Source organism: Motilimonas sp. 1_MG-2023 (assembly GCF_030547455.1).
Taxonomy (GTDB): Bacteria; Pseudomonadota; Gammaproteobacteria; order Enterobacterales; family CBDFNC01; genus Motilimonas.
Genome location: NZ_JAUOPX010000032.1, coordinates 1 through 13,505 on the forward strand (window position 1 = coordinate 1; position 13,505 = coordinate 13,505).

Sequence of the window (13,505 nt, forward strand, 5' to 3'; positions counted from 1 at the left end):
CGTTAATTTCGAGAAATTTTCGATTTATCTTTCTGGTTAGAAACCGCAGCTTCTTAACCACCTGATGTTGCGTTGCGACTTGCGCTGAGCCGTCTCAGTGGTTGCGCATTATAGGGAGATTCGATTCTGGTGCAAGGCTTTTTTTAAGAAAAGTTACAGTTTTCACTATTTCGAGGTAATTTGCTCATAAAACACACATAAATAGCACTTAAGGCTGCAAGACAGCCTATTTTTCATACACAGTTATAAGCAATTAAAATCTTTACCGAACGTTTCCACACGCTGCCAATCAGTAAATTCTAGGTCTTTGGTTTTATCCGTACTACCGCCAGTCATCTTCATGATTAGCTGGATAATCAATGTTTGCCACCAGTTATACTTCGAGTAGGTTAGTGCACCAGCAAACACCCCTTTCATTTTTGGTTGCCATTCACATAAGCGATCAAACTTCATCATATAAGCACTTGTTGCTGGGCTGGCCTTTTCAGGTTTCCGCGCAGTTAAACAAACAACAAAAAACGCATTTGGTTTTTTGTGTAGCTCATCTTTGTGTTTATTTAAAAAAGGGATAACACTTGATTCAAAATTACCGTAACGTATCGATGCTCCTACCAGCACTTTTGTGTACTGGGTAAAATCAATTGTAGCCGCCTCATTGATATTGACCAAATCCGAGTCTTGATCTAATTCAGACTGGATCTTGTTGATTATTTTTAATGTTTGGCCGTCACGGCTTGAAAACAAGATTAATACTTTTGACATTTGCTTCCTTAAAATACATTTAAGCTGCAATCAGCTTTTCCAATAAACAGGCGTGAACAAGACCAGTAGCGTAAATATTTCTAATCGGCCAAATAACATAGCTAAAACTAAAATCCATTTACTCGCATCAGATGTTTCACCAAAGTGCACAGCTACCTCACCCAAGCCCGGCCCCAAGTTATTGAGAGTCGCCACGACAGCAGAAAACGCAGAAAGCTCCTCCATACCCGTTGCAATTAACGCTAACATACAAATAACAAACACCAAGGCATAAGCCGAGAAAAACCCCCATACCGCTTCCACAACCTTATCTGGAACTGCTTTTTTGCCAAGTTTAATTTTGTAGATAGCACGAGGGTGCACCAATCGCTTCAATTCGCGAAAACCCTGCAAATTTAAAAGTAATACCCTAATCACCTTCATTCCACCGCCAGTAGAGCCCGCGCAGCCACCGATAAAAGACGAGAAGACCAAGAGCACAGGTAAAAACAGGGGCCAATCGGCGAAGCTTGTGGTGCTAAAGCCAGCGGTTGTTGATATTGATACCGCTTGAAATAATGCTTGATCTAAACTCTGCTCAAGAGTGTCATATGTCTGATGTACAGCCAGCACAGTAAAGCAAACCAGCGTCAGCCCCAGTTGTATGAAAAGAAACGCGCGCACTTCGGGATCTTTCAAATACACTTTCAAGCGCATACCATGATTACCAAAAGCAGCGAAGTGTAAAGCAAAATTAAAACCTGAAATAATCAGGAAAACCACAGTAATAAGGTTGATAAGCGGGCTATTGAAAAACCCCATACTGGCATCGTGAGTGGAAAAACCGCCAATTGCCACCGTCGCAAACGAATGACAGATCGCGTCAAACAAGGTCATACCAGCCAGCCAAAACGCCAACATACAGGCAATGGTCAAACACAAATAGATATACCAAAGCGCTTTAGCCGTCTCGGCTATCCTCGGCGTCATTTTAGAATCTTTAACAGGCCCAGGTGTTTCTGCGCGATAAAGCTGCATCCCACCAATTCCTAGAATAGGGAGCACAGCAACGGCAAGTACGATGATCCCCATCCCGCCCAACCATTGCAGCATTTGTCGGTAAAATAGAATAGCCTTGGGCAAGTTATCTAGCCCAGTTATCACCGTTGCTCCAGTAGTTGTTAAGCCCGAGAATGATTCAAAAAAAGATTCGGCTACATTCATTTGCGGCTGTTCACTGATTAAGAAAGGCAATGAACCCACACTGCCCAGTACAGTCCAAAACAACACCACAATCAAAAAGCCATCTTTTGCTTTTAATTCACTTTTGTAATATCGATTAGGGAACCATAATGAAAGACCGGAAAATAGAGCAATCAAAAATGCACTAATAAAATCACGACCTGCGCCATCTTTGTAGATTACCGCGACTAACGCTGGCGCCAACATAGTGACGCTAAACAAGGCAACCAATAAACCAACAATACGTAAAATAGCCCTAAACTGCATTTAATGTGTCACCTGTGTTTGTTCCAACATAACTTATCCATATCATTCGATGAGAGCAAACTGCAGTTCACCTTGGCTTTTATCTTTTAAACTCTGTTTTAATATACTCACATTACGGCTATCAATACTTACCTTTAACTCCACCATTTCACCATAATCACTGCTGACAACTGCACCACCTAACTGAGCTAATAAAATCTCAATCCAACTAATTTGCGGATAATGGCAAAAAATATACCCTAAAGCCTGAGGAACTTTTTCAGTCACTTCAATTTGTTTCAGAGCAGCCTGTACCCCTCCACCATAGGCCCGTACTAACCCCCCTGTCCCAAGCTTTATCCCTCCTGAATAGCGAACGACTACAGCAGTAACCTCTCCCAAGCCACTTCCTTGTAACGCCGCTAAAATAGGTTTACCAGCTGTGCCGCTGGGCTCACCATCATCACTAAATCCAAGCTCAACACTATTATTTGGCGCAGCAGCCACAAATGCCCAACAGTGATGTCTAGCACTTGGGTGCTGCTTTTTCACCATTTGAATGAAAGCTGTTGCTTGCTCTCGCCCGTTGGTATGAGCAAGCATAGTAATAAAACGGCTTTTCTTGATTTCCTCTACAAACTCAACTTGTTCGACAATGATAGGATAAGGCTGAAGCATTAACTTAAACCCAAATCGCGCGTCATGTTTTCTATATTGTGCTGATGAATAATAATATTATCTTCAATTCGAATGCCACCAAAGGGCAATAACTCAGCGACTTTTTGCCAATTAACTTGGCCTTGTTGAGGGGTTTGCTGCAGGTGTTTCAGTAGTTCCGGAATAAAATACAAACCAGGCTCAATAGTATAAACCTGCTGAGGCTCAATAATGCGGGTGCAGCGTAAAAAGCTATGCTCTTGAGGCGGGGCTAAAGGAGTACCGCGTTCATCTTGCATAAAACCAGCAACATCATGAACTTGTAAACCTAACAAATGCCCTAAGCCGTGTGGGAAGAAAGCGGAAGTCACACCACCAGCGACCAAACTTTCAACGCTTCCCTGGGCAAGTTTAAAATCTAACAAAATTTGAGCTATTTTACTGTGCATTTGTAAATGAAGATCGCTATAACGCATGCCAACCTTAATTTCACCGATCGACGCCAGCTGGGCTTGCTCAACAGCAACAATAAGCTCGGCAAACAGATCATCACGTGCGCTGTAAGTTCGCGTTATATCAGCCGCATAGCCCGCATAGTTAGCACCAGCATCGATTAAAAATGAGCGCTGTTCACTCGTCGATAAACGACGTAGCTCGGGATGACTGTAATGTAAAATGGCAGCATGCTCATTGAGTGCAACAATGTTGCCATAAGGAACTTCATTGTCGTCTTGGCCAATGGCATTTAAATAATGTTGATTAATTTCAAACTCTGACAAACCATCGAAAAATGCCGCCTTTGCCGCTAAGTGCCCTGAAACAGCTATCTCATTAGCTTGTCGTAAACAGGCCATTTCATAGTCGGTTTTATAACTACGATGAAAGTGTAAATAATTAAGCACATGCTCGGGATTACACTGACCAATGCCTAATGCATCAGCAACTTCAATATGTTCACCAATATAAGCCATATTGGCGCGATCGTAAGGCAGCAAATCGGCCACCTGCTCAGGCCGAGCAAGTAATTCAATATCAAAAAATGCAGCCCAAAAATCATCTGGCTCATTGGGTACTTTATGCCAAAAATCGACTGGGCGATAAAAAATCAATTTCGGCTTATCTTGGCCATTTACCACTAACCAGCAATTGGGGTTATCATACACAGGTAACCAATGTTTAAAATGCGGGTTAGCCTTAAACGGGTAGGTTTGGTCATCGAGGAATGCTTTTTTTAGCTGACCAGAATGGATGATCAGTGCGTCAAATGCCTGCAGCTTTAACGCCTCAGCAATACGAGATTGAAGTGCGGCAATATGCGCAGCAAAAAGTGTGACAACATTATTCATATAAAACCCTGCTAAATGAGCCAAATCAGATATTAATATCTTAACACACAAGATAATGAAGGCAGCCAACACTGTTTGACCGAAATGCGACTTGTTGCAACCAAGTCACAGTAAACCATCATTTGCTAGTAATAACTCAGGGCTGCAACTAATATCTAATCAATCAGGTATTAGAACTTAGGTCGCTTTTTTAATTTTCCTAAGCTAGGAGTGGTTAGATTAAAGGCATAGCCCTGCCTATCGACATTACCCAAATACAGGAGGGATTGATGACGAAGCCAACCGACACCTTACGAAAACATCGCAAGTACATAGCTGTACACATCCTGATTTGGGTAATCGGTTGCTTTATCTTAATCAGCTTAACTCGTGTTTCCGCCCCATTTCAGCTCATTGACTTTTACATGGAAGGACTTTTTTCTTTGCCTGCTTAAGCACATTTATTGAGATCATGCGTTTACGCCTTGGCTGGTTAATGAGTGTAGGATGGGGCACTTTTACTTCTGCTCTCGCACTAGATGTGCTCGATGAATTCTCAGCAGAATCCCAATATATGACGCTTCACGATATACTGGAGCACTTTTTACAGTTTGGCCTCATTCTGATATGTATCGCCTTCCTTCAAGCTATTGTTACCAAAAGGCGATTAATCAAAGCGTTTGAACGTGAAATAGAGTTTAGGCGTCAGCTAGAAATTCGGCTGAAAAAAATAGCTCATCAAGATGCGTTAACTGAGTTATTTAATCGCCGTGCTTTTTTTGAGAAATATGCAAACTTATTGATCCGCTATAAACAACCCACTCTTATCTATATTGATTTGGATAATTTCAAGCAGCTAAATGATAGCCAAGGTCACGAAGCAGGCGACGAGTACCTCGTCAACTTTGCTAGTAGACTAAAGCGAATTTTAGCTAGTCAGGGCGCCGCATTCCGATTCGGTGGCGACGAGTTCGTGGTTATTTTTGGCGGTGCCAGCGCAGAGCACTTTATAATAGAGTTGCGTAAACAACTAACACCGATAAATAAAGAATCGGGAGTAGATCTCAGCTATGGACTCATTAACATCAGTGGAAACATTGCCGCAGACCAATTAATAAAAGAAGCCGATGAGCTAATGTATCGCAACAAACAAGAAAAAAAACAAAGACAAGCTAGGGCCAAGCAACCTAGACCAAGGCCAATACCAGACCAAGCTAAAGACTAACGCAATTTTGCATTTGCTTGCTCATTAGGTGCTGAAAAGCGAGGGTTTTGTATGAACTTGCTATCCGTTAAAGCGGCTAAAAAAGCGATCAATTGGTTTTTTTCTGGTTCCGTCAACCCAAAACCAAAGACTAACTCACTTTTGTTAGGGTTGAGCCTACCATCGCCTTGCACACCTTTTAAATTTAAACTGCCGCCACGGCTGTAATGGTCTATCACTTGCGCCAAGTGAGCCATGCTTCCGTCATGCATATAAGGAGCGGTTAAGGTTACATTTCGCAAAGAAGGTGCCCTGAACTTACCATTATCCGATTGTTCAAACGAGACTTCATAAAGACCTAAGTCCGATTCGGGATAGCCCATATCACTGTAATACAAGCCGGTATTGTGAAACTCATTTAGCTGCACTCGCCCTTGTGCATCCAAGGTTTGATTAAAATTTATCCCGCCGTGACAACGACGACAACCTAATCGCTCGGATTCAAAAAGCACCATCCCAGCGATAGCCTCATCACTGAGCGCCTGTTTATTACCTGCTAAATATTGATCATAAGGACTATTGTAAGACTGCAACGTCATTTGAAAAGCCGCTAATGCAGCAGTAATCCGAGTAAGCGAAATCTCAGTATCGCCAAAAGCAGCATTAAACAATGGAGCATAATCATACTGCGATAAAGTTAAATTTTGCGCCAACACATCAATTTCAGAAGCCGCCATTTCAACGGGATCATCGCTAAACAATGGTATCAACGCTTGAAAGGCAAGCTCAGTCTGTAACGGGTTCGCCCAAGTAAAGCTGTCGTAACTGGCCAAATTGAACAGCGGCAAACTGTTGCGTCGACCCGCTTTACCATGAGTGTTAAAAGATAAGCGTCGACTGTCGGCAAAAGCATAAGCTTGTTGATGGCAATCACTGCAGGCTAAATTGTTATTGGCTGATAAACGTTTGTCATAAAATAAATGACGCCCCAACTCGGCCAGAGCTTGCTGCTCTTTCCCACCTTGCCACTTACTCCAACCCCAAATGCACAAAATCAATAGACCGAGGCAAACAACAAGGCGCAAAGCAACACTCCTCACTAGGCCCCCAGTCTAAATATACGCTGCGGCGCATCTTGTAAACCGAGTAAATTAAATAACGTATCACACCCCTTGTCTTGCGGCTTACCAAAGCAACGGGCGTGAGGAAGCTCGGTAAAAAACTGGCGTAACTCTAATTTAATTGGTTGGCCTAACTGATAACTCGGCAACACAATCTCAGGGCGATTTTGATACTTACATTGGATATCATCACCGATATTGCCAACACAGCCGCTGCTACCTAGGTGATGCTTTACTGTTTGCTCCCGCCAAGCAAGATCAAAGTAGGCAAACTTATAGCCCACCGTCCAATGCCATTGTAGCTGGCTGATATCCAAAGGCGCTTTGGCAAGTTGAGGGTCTTGATGGTTGAGCGCTTCCGGCACACCTATTCTAAAGCGTACCCCTCGATATTGTCCGGGCTTAACCTTCATTACAACAGAGGTTAAACCCATTTGATTGGTTTGACAGGGCGCCAAGTCCAACAGCGCAATTGACTCATTTTGCCAAGGGCTATTTAGAGCGTTATCTAACTCAACTTTTTGCCACTGACCCGACAACTCTTGTAGCGCCAAATCGTGAATATACAACGTCAGCGCATTTACTTGTAAAGCGCTACTACATGTCACCTCTTGCCCTTCAAAGTTGAGAGAGAATGGCAAAATGACCGTTTCTGTTTTAGATTCAGCGCAGCCAAACAACCACAAGCAGGCAATTACCAGCATCATCTGTTTCATTGTTACCATCCATAGTAAACTCCATTAGCGCTGAGCATAAAGCCAAAGCTACCCTATGGTAAAGCCTGTCAGCTTATTGCAAAATTCCCTATTCTTTAAAGATGAGAAAACTCATGACTTATTCCAGCAAAGATGTTGCACTATATCACTTCACCGCTTGCCCCTATTGCCGCAAAGTGCGTGATAGCCTAAACGAACAAAAACTTAACATTGAACTCAGAGATGTCCGCAAACACACCCATTACCACCAAGAATTAATCAGCAAAGGCGGCAAGGCAACTGTACCTTGTTTACGCATCAAAGAAGCCGATGGTTATCGTTGGCTATATGAGTCCAACGACATCATTAAGTTTCTAAAGCAACAGGTAAAATAATTATTATAAAACTCTGAAAATTGATCTTGCTCAATTTTTGGTTCAACTTAACTCCCCAACACGGTATCATTAATTGGAAATGCGCCTAAAAATGATACCAACATGAATAGCTTACCAACCAATTACATTGCTACCTTTATAATCCCACCGCCAGGTATCGCTAACATGTTATCATTTTTAAAAAGTGACGATTATAATCAAAGAGTTAAAGAACTTGCTTACCAAGAATTAGCCAATAAATACGGTATTAGCCGCCAACAAGCCGACCAACTTTGCCAACAAAACAATGAGCTGTAAAAACGTTATTACTGGTTAGTGAGTATTTATAATTCGCGTTTGAGTTAACTCAGGTGCAGCCTAACCCTTAACATCAAATTAATGTAATATACAGTTATCAACCTATAACGAGATAAAGGACATTTATGAATAAGGTTTTCTGGTTCGCAGCCATCGTATTATTAATCGATATCATTGACGTGGCACTGTCCGATGCCCCCGCCCCAATCACACATGGCCAGTCACAATCAGCCACGCAACACGAAAAAACTCACTCTTGGGGTTATACCGGTGAAACAGGGCCTGACGCTTGGGGAGACATTTCAAAAACCTGTGAAAACGGCAAACAACAATCACCCATTGATATTGTCAGTGCGCACCCCAGCCAACTAGAAGAAATTGAGTGGGACTATGAGCCCAAATTCCAAAACATCGTTCACAATGGTCATACAATACAAGTCAATCTACAACCTGGCAGTGAAATAGAGGTTAATGATACAGATTACCAATTGAAACAATTCCACTTTCATACCCCCAGTGAAAACCATTTAAATGGTAAGAGTTACCCGTTAGAAGCACATTTTGTTCATGCCGACAAAAAAGGCAATTTAGCCGTGGTTGGCGTATTCTTTGAACACGGCCCAGCTAATCCAGCCTTAACGGCTTTATGGCAACAAATGCCAACGCAAGCAGGGACCAAGCAATCATTAAAGAAAGCAAAATTAAACCTTAATGAATTATTGCCTGCAGATAGAGGCTATTACAGCTTTAAGGGATCATTAACCACTCCACCTTGCAGTGAAGGCGTGCAATGGTTAGTCATGCAGCAAGCAATTACAGCCTCTCCTGAGCAAATAGCAGCATTCAAAGCGGTATTGCCTAGCCACAACAACCGCCCAATTCAAGCACAGAACCAACGCAAAATTAGTGTGAGTAAATAACCGAGAATAAAATAAAAACGGGAGCCAATGGCTCCCGATTTCTACTTGCTTGTAAGGTATTAATAGCCTTGGTCGGTATAAGCTGTTACTTGTGCATCAGCCACTAAACCATCTTCATCCACCACGTGTTGCTGGAAGAAATCTTGAATTTCTTTACGCTCACCGTGAGCCGTCCAGCTAGCAGCATCTGCCCACACTTCATTAAACAAAATACTGTAATCAGAACGCGTGGCGCTTGGGTGATCTATTTGACGCGTTAAAATATATTGTAAACAGCCTTCCTCTTCACGCGAGCTGGGCTCTAACGCCTTCAGTACTTCAAACAACTCCTGCTCTTTACCTTCTTTAGCGCGAAACTGGGCAATTACATACACCTTAGACATTATCTTTCCTTACTTTAGACATAATAAAAACGAGTATATCGCTAACCATCAGCAATTAAAGGGTAGCAACAAAAAAGGGAGCCGCAGCTCCCAGTTTAATCCAGTAAAAAAGCCAAAGGATTACTTCTTAATTCGAGTATTAAAAATCAGCTCTAATGCCACTTCATCACACGAATGTTGACGGAAGCAATCATCACAATCTTTTAACACTTTTTCTGGCAACATCGCTTTACTGGTTGGACTAAAACCAAGCTGCATAAAGAATTCAGATGCACGGGTCAGCACAAATAAACGTTGGATCGCCATCTTCTGTGCTTTCTTAATTAAGAACTCAACCAAGGCTTGATCTTGACCTTGGTCTGCAAACTCAACATCGACACCGAGTGAGCGTACTTCAGCTAAACCCGTATCGTAAACATAAAGAGAAGCGCAACCCGTTACTTTACCATTCACTTCGGTAACGGCAAATTCACCCACAGCTGACACTAATTCAGAGCGAGAGCGTGGTAGGTTTTCGCCCGCATTTGACCAGTAATTGACCAAACGTTCAATATCGTCTAAATCCGTTAAACGCGCCGCACGTGCATACACGCCAGAGGTATCACGCTTATTTAAACGTTTTTCGGCAGAGCTTAAGGCAAATTCAACCTGCTCAGGAGCTACACCGCCCAACGCTTGACGCGCGGCTAATGTAGCTTCTAAGGTCAACACTGGGTAAACATCCGCTTCAATCACGTTAGAGAACACTTTAAATTCTTCAACCGTTAAGTCTTCTAGTGGTACGCCCTTTTCAATGGCACCTACCACAGCAGCTCCCACAATATGGTGCGCTTCACGAAATGGAATGCCTTTAGCCACTAAGTAATCAGCTAACTCGGTGGCATTAGCATAACCGCCTTGCGCCGCTTCTTTAGTACGCTCTTCGTTTACTTTCAGGTCGGTTAGGGCCATTTCCGCCATTTCTAAACAGTCGCCCCACGTATCAAGCGCATCAAATAAGCCTTCTTTATCTTCTTGCATATCTTTGTTATAGGCCAAAGGCAAGGCTTTTAGGGTCATCATCATCCCCGACAGAGAGCCGTAAACACGACCCACTTTACCACGGATCAGCTCCATCGCATCAGGGTTTTTCTTTTGCGGCATTAATGACGAACCAGATGTCACTTGGTCTGACATTTCAATAAAGCCAGACTCACCTGAGTTGTAAAAAATCAAATCTTCAGCCATACGAGAAAGGTGCAGCATAGAAAGAGATGCGGTACTCATTAACTCAACCACGTGATCACGATCAGATACACTGTCTAAGCTGTTACGAGTGGCACGGCGAAACCCTAAGTTGTGCGCCAATATAGTACGGTCCATCGGGTAACCGGTCCCCGCTAATGCGCCACTGCCTAATGGGCTAGTATCAAGACGCTTTAAACAATCTTTCATACGGCCATAGTCACGCTCAAACATTTCAACATAAGCTAGACACCAATGAGAGAAAGTCACCGGCTGAGCACGTTGCAAGTGGGTATAACCCGGTAATACCACTTGCTGGTGAATGCGCGCTAGCTCAACCAATTTCTGTTGTAGGCGATCCAATAACACGATCAACTCTTGGGCGCGCTCTTTACACCAGAGCTTTAAATCTGTTGCTACTTGGTCATTTCGGCTACGACCTGTGTGCAGCTTTTTACCTAAGTCGCCCACTTTTTGAATCAGCTGCGTTTCAACCCACGAGTGAATATCTTCGGCATCAGACTCCAAAATTTGCTCAGGGTTTGCCACCACTGACTCTTTTAATTCGTTCAGCGCCACTTCCAAACGCTGCTGCTCATCAGCGGTCAGTACGTTCACTTCTAACAGTGATTTTGACCAGGCAATCGAGCCAACTATATCCTGCTTAGCCAGACGATAGTCAAACCGCAAGGAATCATTAAATAACTTAAATTTTGCGTCTGCTGCTTGGCTAAAACGCCCGCCCCAAAGTGCCATGAGCTTTTCTCTCCTGAAATATTTTTACAATCGGTCTTTTTTGTCAGAGTAAGTGACCAATCAAGTCTTTAAAACGACAAAATAGCCACTCAAGAGCAGCTATTTTGTTTGATGCTAATTAAAACAAAACTTACTTGTTTTTAGCATTTAACGAACGAATACGACTCGCTAAAGAATACAGACGAATAAAACCTTCTGCATGCTTTTGGTTGTAAACATCGTCAGCACCAAAAGTCGCAAACTCTTCAGAGTATAAGCTGTTTGGTGATTTTTTCTTCACTGCAACCGCTTGGCCTTTGTAAAGACGTACAACCACTTCACCATTGGCATCTTTTGCTAACGACTCAGAAGCAGAAAGTAACGACTCACAAAGCGGTGTAAACCAACGACCGTCATAGACTAAGTGAGCAAATTCTTGACCCACTTGATCACGCCAGCGACGTGATGGTTTGTCATGCACTAGTTCATCGATACCACGCAGCGCAGTAACCATTACTGTACCACCTGGAGTTTCGTAACAACCACGAGACTTCATACCCACAGTACGGTTTTCAGTGATATCAACACGGCCCACGCCATGTTTAGCTGCTTTTTCATTTAACAGCATAAGCGCTTGATAAGGTGATAACTCAACACCATCAACTGCAGTAACACGTGCATTTTCAACGGTTAGCGTCACGTATTCAGGCTCGTTTGGTGCATCTAATGGATCAACCGTCATGGTCCAAACACCCTTGCTTGGCTCATTGTACGGGTCTTCTAACTCGCCACCTTCGTGAGAGATATGCCATGCGTTAGCATCGCGGCTGTAAATTTTAGTCGCTGAAGCACTGGTTTTGATGTTACGTTCTGCCAAGTAATCAAGCAGGTCTTCACGAGAAACCATGTCCCACTCACGCCAAGGTGCAATTACTTTAAGCTCAGGCGCTAACGCCGCAAAACAGCTTTCAAAACGGATTTGGTCATTACCTTTACCCGTACAACCGTGACATACTGCATCCGCACCAACTTTCAATGCTACTTCAACCTGCGCTTTAGCGATGATTGGACGCGCCATTGAGGTACCTAATAAATACGTGCCTTCATATACCGCACCCGTTGCAATGGTTGGGTAGATGTAGTCTTTTACAAATTCTTCTTTCAGGTCAACAATGTGACACTCTGAAGCACCTGAGGCCAAGGCTTTCTCTTCTAAGCCGACTAGCTCTTCTGCGCCTTGACCTACGTCAGCACAGAACGCAACAATTTCACAATCATCATAGGTTTCTTTCAACCATGGAATGATCGCCGAAGTATCTAAACCACCTGAATAAGCCAGTACTACTTTTTTTACCTTGCTCATTAAAAATCTCCTTTCATCAATGTCAGCATGATGGCATTTTGGATATGCATTCTGTTTTCTGCTTGTTGGAATATTAGTGAAACATTCTCGTCGTCCATCACTTCTGATGTGATATCCAACTCACGATGTGCCGGCTGACAATGTAACACATGTTTAATGCCGGTATTATCCAGCAATGCCCTATTTATTTGATAAGGCATAAATTTATCTTTTACTGCTTGTAATGGTGTGTCGTCACCCATGGATACCCAAGTATCACCGTAAACGACATCGTATCCCTTGATATCATCCATTGAGTTAGTCACGCGAATGGTCGCACCTGAGTTTTCAGCAATGTCTTCAACTTGTTTTAATATTTGCGCATCTGGGCTTGAGCCAATCGGACATACCGCTGTCACTTCCGCTCCCACAATCGCACCAACAATAAATAAAGAGTGGGTAACATTATTGCCATCACCGACGTAAGCCAATTTTACTTTGGAAAGATCATCATAGTGTTCAGCAATGGTCATGAAGTCGGCTAAACCTTGGCATGGGTGATACAAATCACAAAGGGAATTAATCACAGGTACATTAGAGTACTCAGCCAACTCTTCCAGTGTTTTATGGGACATGACTCGCGCCACAATACAATCGGCCCAACGCGTTAAATTCGATGCAAAATCTTTCACCGTTTCACGCTCACCAATCGCACCATTTTGTGAATCAAGGTAGACCGCATGACCGCCCATTTTATGAATACCAATATCAAAGGTCACGCGAGTACGCAGCGATTGCTTTTCAAAAATGGTAACGATGCTTTTCCCTTTTAGGGCATCAGCATATTTTTTCGGGTTCGCTTTTAAGTCCTTACCCAAGTTAATGAGCTCAATGACCTGCTGCTTACTGGCTTCTTTACCTGTTAATAAATGTTCCATGCTCCCTCCCTCTTGCTGGCAGCTTTTAGTCACCAGCGTA

At 43.1% G+C, this 13,505-nt stretch carries 15 protein-coding genes; 5 read left to right on the plus strand and 10 right to left on the minus strand.

All coding sequences use genetic code 11. The annotated features are described in order from the left end of the window. Window positions 1–243: 243 nt before the first annotated feature. From hemG to pepQ, 4 genes are read right to left on the minus strand one after another with little or no spacing between them, the layout of a single operon-like run. A complete protein-coding gene (gene hemG / locus Q4519_RS15390) occupies window positions 244–762 on the minus strand; it encodes a menaquinone-dependent protoporphyrinogen IX dehydrogenase (RefSeq protein ID WP_303513738.1) in 519 nt (172 codons plus the stop codon). Between the two features lie 30 nt (window positions 763–792). Continuing rightward, window positions 793–2,250 (minus strand): TrkH family potassium uptake protein, encoded by a 1,458-nt coding sequence (locus tag Q4519_RS15395; protein WP_232800590.1) that lies wholly within the window; start codon window positions 2,248–2,250, stop codon window positions 793–795. A 42-nt stretch (window positions 2,251–2,292) separates the two neighbouring features. Continuing rightward, window positions 2,293–2,907: a YigZ family protein gene (locus Q4519_RS15400; protein WP_303513745.1), complete on the minus strand. Its 615-nt coding sequence runs from the start codon at window positions 2,905–2,907 to the stop codon at window positions 2,293–2,295. Continuing rightward, window positions 2,907–4,232 (minus strand): Xaa-Pro dipeptidase, encoded by a 1,326-nt coding sequence (gene pepQ, locus Q4519_RS15405; protein ID WP_232800592.1) that lies wholly within the window; start codon window positions 4,230–4,232, stop codon window positions 2,907–2,909. The genes Q4519_RS15400 and pepQ overlap by 1 nt, the downstream gene beginning before the upstream one ends. 269 nt (window positions 4,233–4,501) lie before the next feature. Here pepQ and Q4519_RS15410 point away from each other — a divergent pair, with 269 nt between their 5' ends. Beyond that, window positions 4,502–4,666 (plus strand): hypothetical protein, encoded by a 165-nt coding sequence (locus Q4519_RS15410; protein ID WP_303513749.1) that lies wholly within the window; start codon window positions 4,502–4,504, stop codon window positions 4,664–4,666. Window positions 4,667–4,707: 41 nt separating this feature from the next. Continuing rightward, complete coding sequence (locus Q4519_RS15415; protein WP_303513752.1) at window positions 4,708–5,436, plus strand: GGDEF domain-containing protein; 729 nt, start codon at window positions 4,708–4,710, stop codon at window positions 5,434–5,436. Here the strand turns inward: Q4519_RS15415 and Q4519_RS15420 are convergent. Further along, window positions 5,433–6,500, minus strand: a complete 1,068-nt coding sequence (locus Q4519_RS15420; protein ID WP_303513755.1) for an MbnH family di-heme enzyme — start codon at window positions 6,498–6,500, stop codon at window positions 5,433–5,435. The genes Q4519_RS15415 and Q4519_RS15420 overlap by 4 nt on opposite strands. Window positions 6,501–6,514: 14 nt before the next feature. Continuing rightward, entirely contained in the window at window positions 6,515–7,252 is a 738-nt protein-coding gene (locus tag Q4519_RS15425; RefSeq protein WP_303513757.1) for an MbnP family copper-binding protein, read from the minus strand. Window positions 7,253–7,365: 113 nt separating this feature from the next. Between Q4519_RS15425 and Q4519_RS15430 the strand changes: the two genes are divergently transcribed. The 3 genes from Q4519_RS15430 to Q4519_RS15440 all read left to right on the plus strand — a co-directional run bounded on the left by Q4519_RS15430 (window position 7,366) and on the right by Q4519_RS15440 (window position 8,843). Continuing rightward, window positions 7,366–7,626 (plus strand): glutathione S-transferase N-terminal domain-containing protein, encoded by a 261-nt coding sequence (locus Q4519_RS15430; protein WP_232800596.1) that lies wholly within the window; start codon window positions 7,366–7,368, stop codon window positions 7,624–7,626. A gap of 102 nt (window positions 7,627–7,728) precedes the next feature. Beyond that, on the plus strand, window positions 7,729–7,923 hold the full coding sequence (locus Q4519_RS15435; protein WP_232800597.1) for a hypothetical protein: 195 nt from the start codon (window positions 7,729–7,731) through the stop codon (window positions 7,921–7,923). Between the two features lie 125 nt (window positions 7,924–8,048). Next, on the plus strand, window positions 8,049–8,843 hold the full coding sequence (locus Q4519_RS15440; RefSeq protein ID WP_232800598.1) for a carbonic anhydrase: 795 nt from the start codon (window positions 8,049–8,051) through the stop codon (window positions 8,841–8,843). 59 nt (window positions 8,844–8,902) lie between these two features. On the opposite strand, the gene Q4519_RS15445 is transcribed toward Q4519_RS15440, so the two are convergent. The 4 genes from Q4519_RS15445 to Q4519_RS15460 form a co-directional block, all read right to left on the minus strand. Continuing rightward, on the minus strand, window positions 8,903–9,229 hold the full coding sequence (locus tag Q4519_RS15445; protein WP_232800913.1) for a putative quinol monooxygenase: 327 nt from the start codon (window positions 9,227–9,229) through the stop codon (window positions 8,903–8,905). A 117-nt stretch (window positions 9,230–9,346) separates the two neighbouring features. Further along, window positions 9,347–11,206: an argininosuccinate lyase gene (gene argH / locus Q4519_RS15450; protein ID WP_303513761.1), complete on the minus strand. Its 1,860-nt coding sequence runs from the start codon at window positions 11,204–11,206 to the stop codon at window positions 9,347–9,349. A gap of 130 nt (window positions 11,207–11,336) precedes the next feature. Next, complete coding sequence (locus Q4519_RS15455) at window positions 11,337–12,548, minus strand: argininosuccinate synthase (protein ID WP_232800600.1); 1,212 nt, start codon at window positions 12,546–12,548, stop codon at window positions 11,337–11,339. Continuing rightward, window positions 12,548–13,465: an ornithine carbamoyltransferase gene (locus tag Q4519_RS15460; RefSeq protein WP_303513763.1), complete on the minus strand. Its 918-nt coding sequence runs from the start codon at window positions 13,463–13,465 to the stop codon at window positions 12,548–12,550. Before Q4519_RS15460 ends, Q4519_RS15455 begins: the two co-directional genes overlap by 1 nt. Window positions 13,466–13,505 lie beyond the last annotated feature (40 nt).

Bases quoted from the DNA above. Each gene is read 5' to 3' on its own strand.
- argH (WP_303513761.1), bottom strand. From the start codon at position 11,206: ATGGCACTTTGGGGCGGGCGTTTTAGCCAAGCAGCAGACGCAAAATTT.
- Q4519_RS15395 (WP_232800590.1), bottom strand. From the start codon at position 2,250: ATGCAGTTTAGGGCTATTTTACGTATTGTTGGTTTATTGGTTGCCTTG.
- Q4519_RS15455 (WP_232800600.1), bottom strand. From the start codon at position 12,548: ATGAGCAAGGTAAAAAAAGTAGTACTGGCTTATTCAGGTGGTTTAGAT.
- Q4519_RS15460 (WP_303513763.1), bottom strand. From the start codon at position 13,465: ATGGAACATTTATTAACAGGTAAAGAAGCCAGTAAGCAGCAGGTCATT.
- Q4519_RS15415 (WP_303513752.1), top strand. From the start codon at position 4,708: ATGAGTGTAGGATGGGGCACTTTTACTTCTGCTCTCGCACTAGATGTG.
- Q4519_RS15425 (WP_303513757.1), bottom strand. From the start codon at position 7,252: ATGAAACAGATGATGCTGGTAATTGCCTGCTTGTGGTTGTTTGGCTGC.
- Q4519_RS15440 (WP_232800598.1), top strand. From the start codon at position 8,049: ATGAATAAGGTTTTCTGGTTCGCAGCCATCGTATTATTAATCGATATC.
- pepQ (WP_232800592.1), bottom strand. From the start codon at position 4,232: ATGAATAATGTTGTCACACTTTTTGCTGCGCATATTGCCGCACTTCAA.
- Q4519_RS15430 (WP_232800596.1), top strand. From the start codon at position 7,366: ATGACTTATTCCAGCAAAGATGTTGCACTATATCACTTCACCGCTTGC.
- Q4519_RS15400 (WP_303513745.1), bottom strand. From the start codon at position 2,907: ATGCTTCAGCCTTATCCTATCATTGTCGAACAAGTTGAGTTTGTAGAG.
- Q4519_RS15435 (WP_232800597.1), top strand. From the start codon at position 7,729: ATGAATAGCTTACCAACCAATTACATTGCTACCTTTATAATCCCACCG.
- hemG (WP_303513738.1), bottom strand. From the start codon at position 762: ATGTCAAAAGTATTAATCTTGTTTTCAAGCCGTGACGGCCAAACATTA.
- Q4519_RS15410 (WP_303513749.1), top strand. From the start codon at position 4,502: ATGACGAAGCCAACCGACACCTTACGAAAACATCGCAAGTACATAGCT.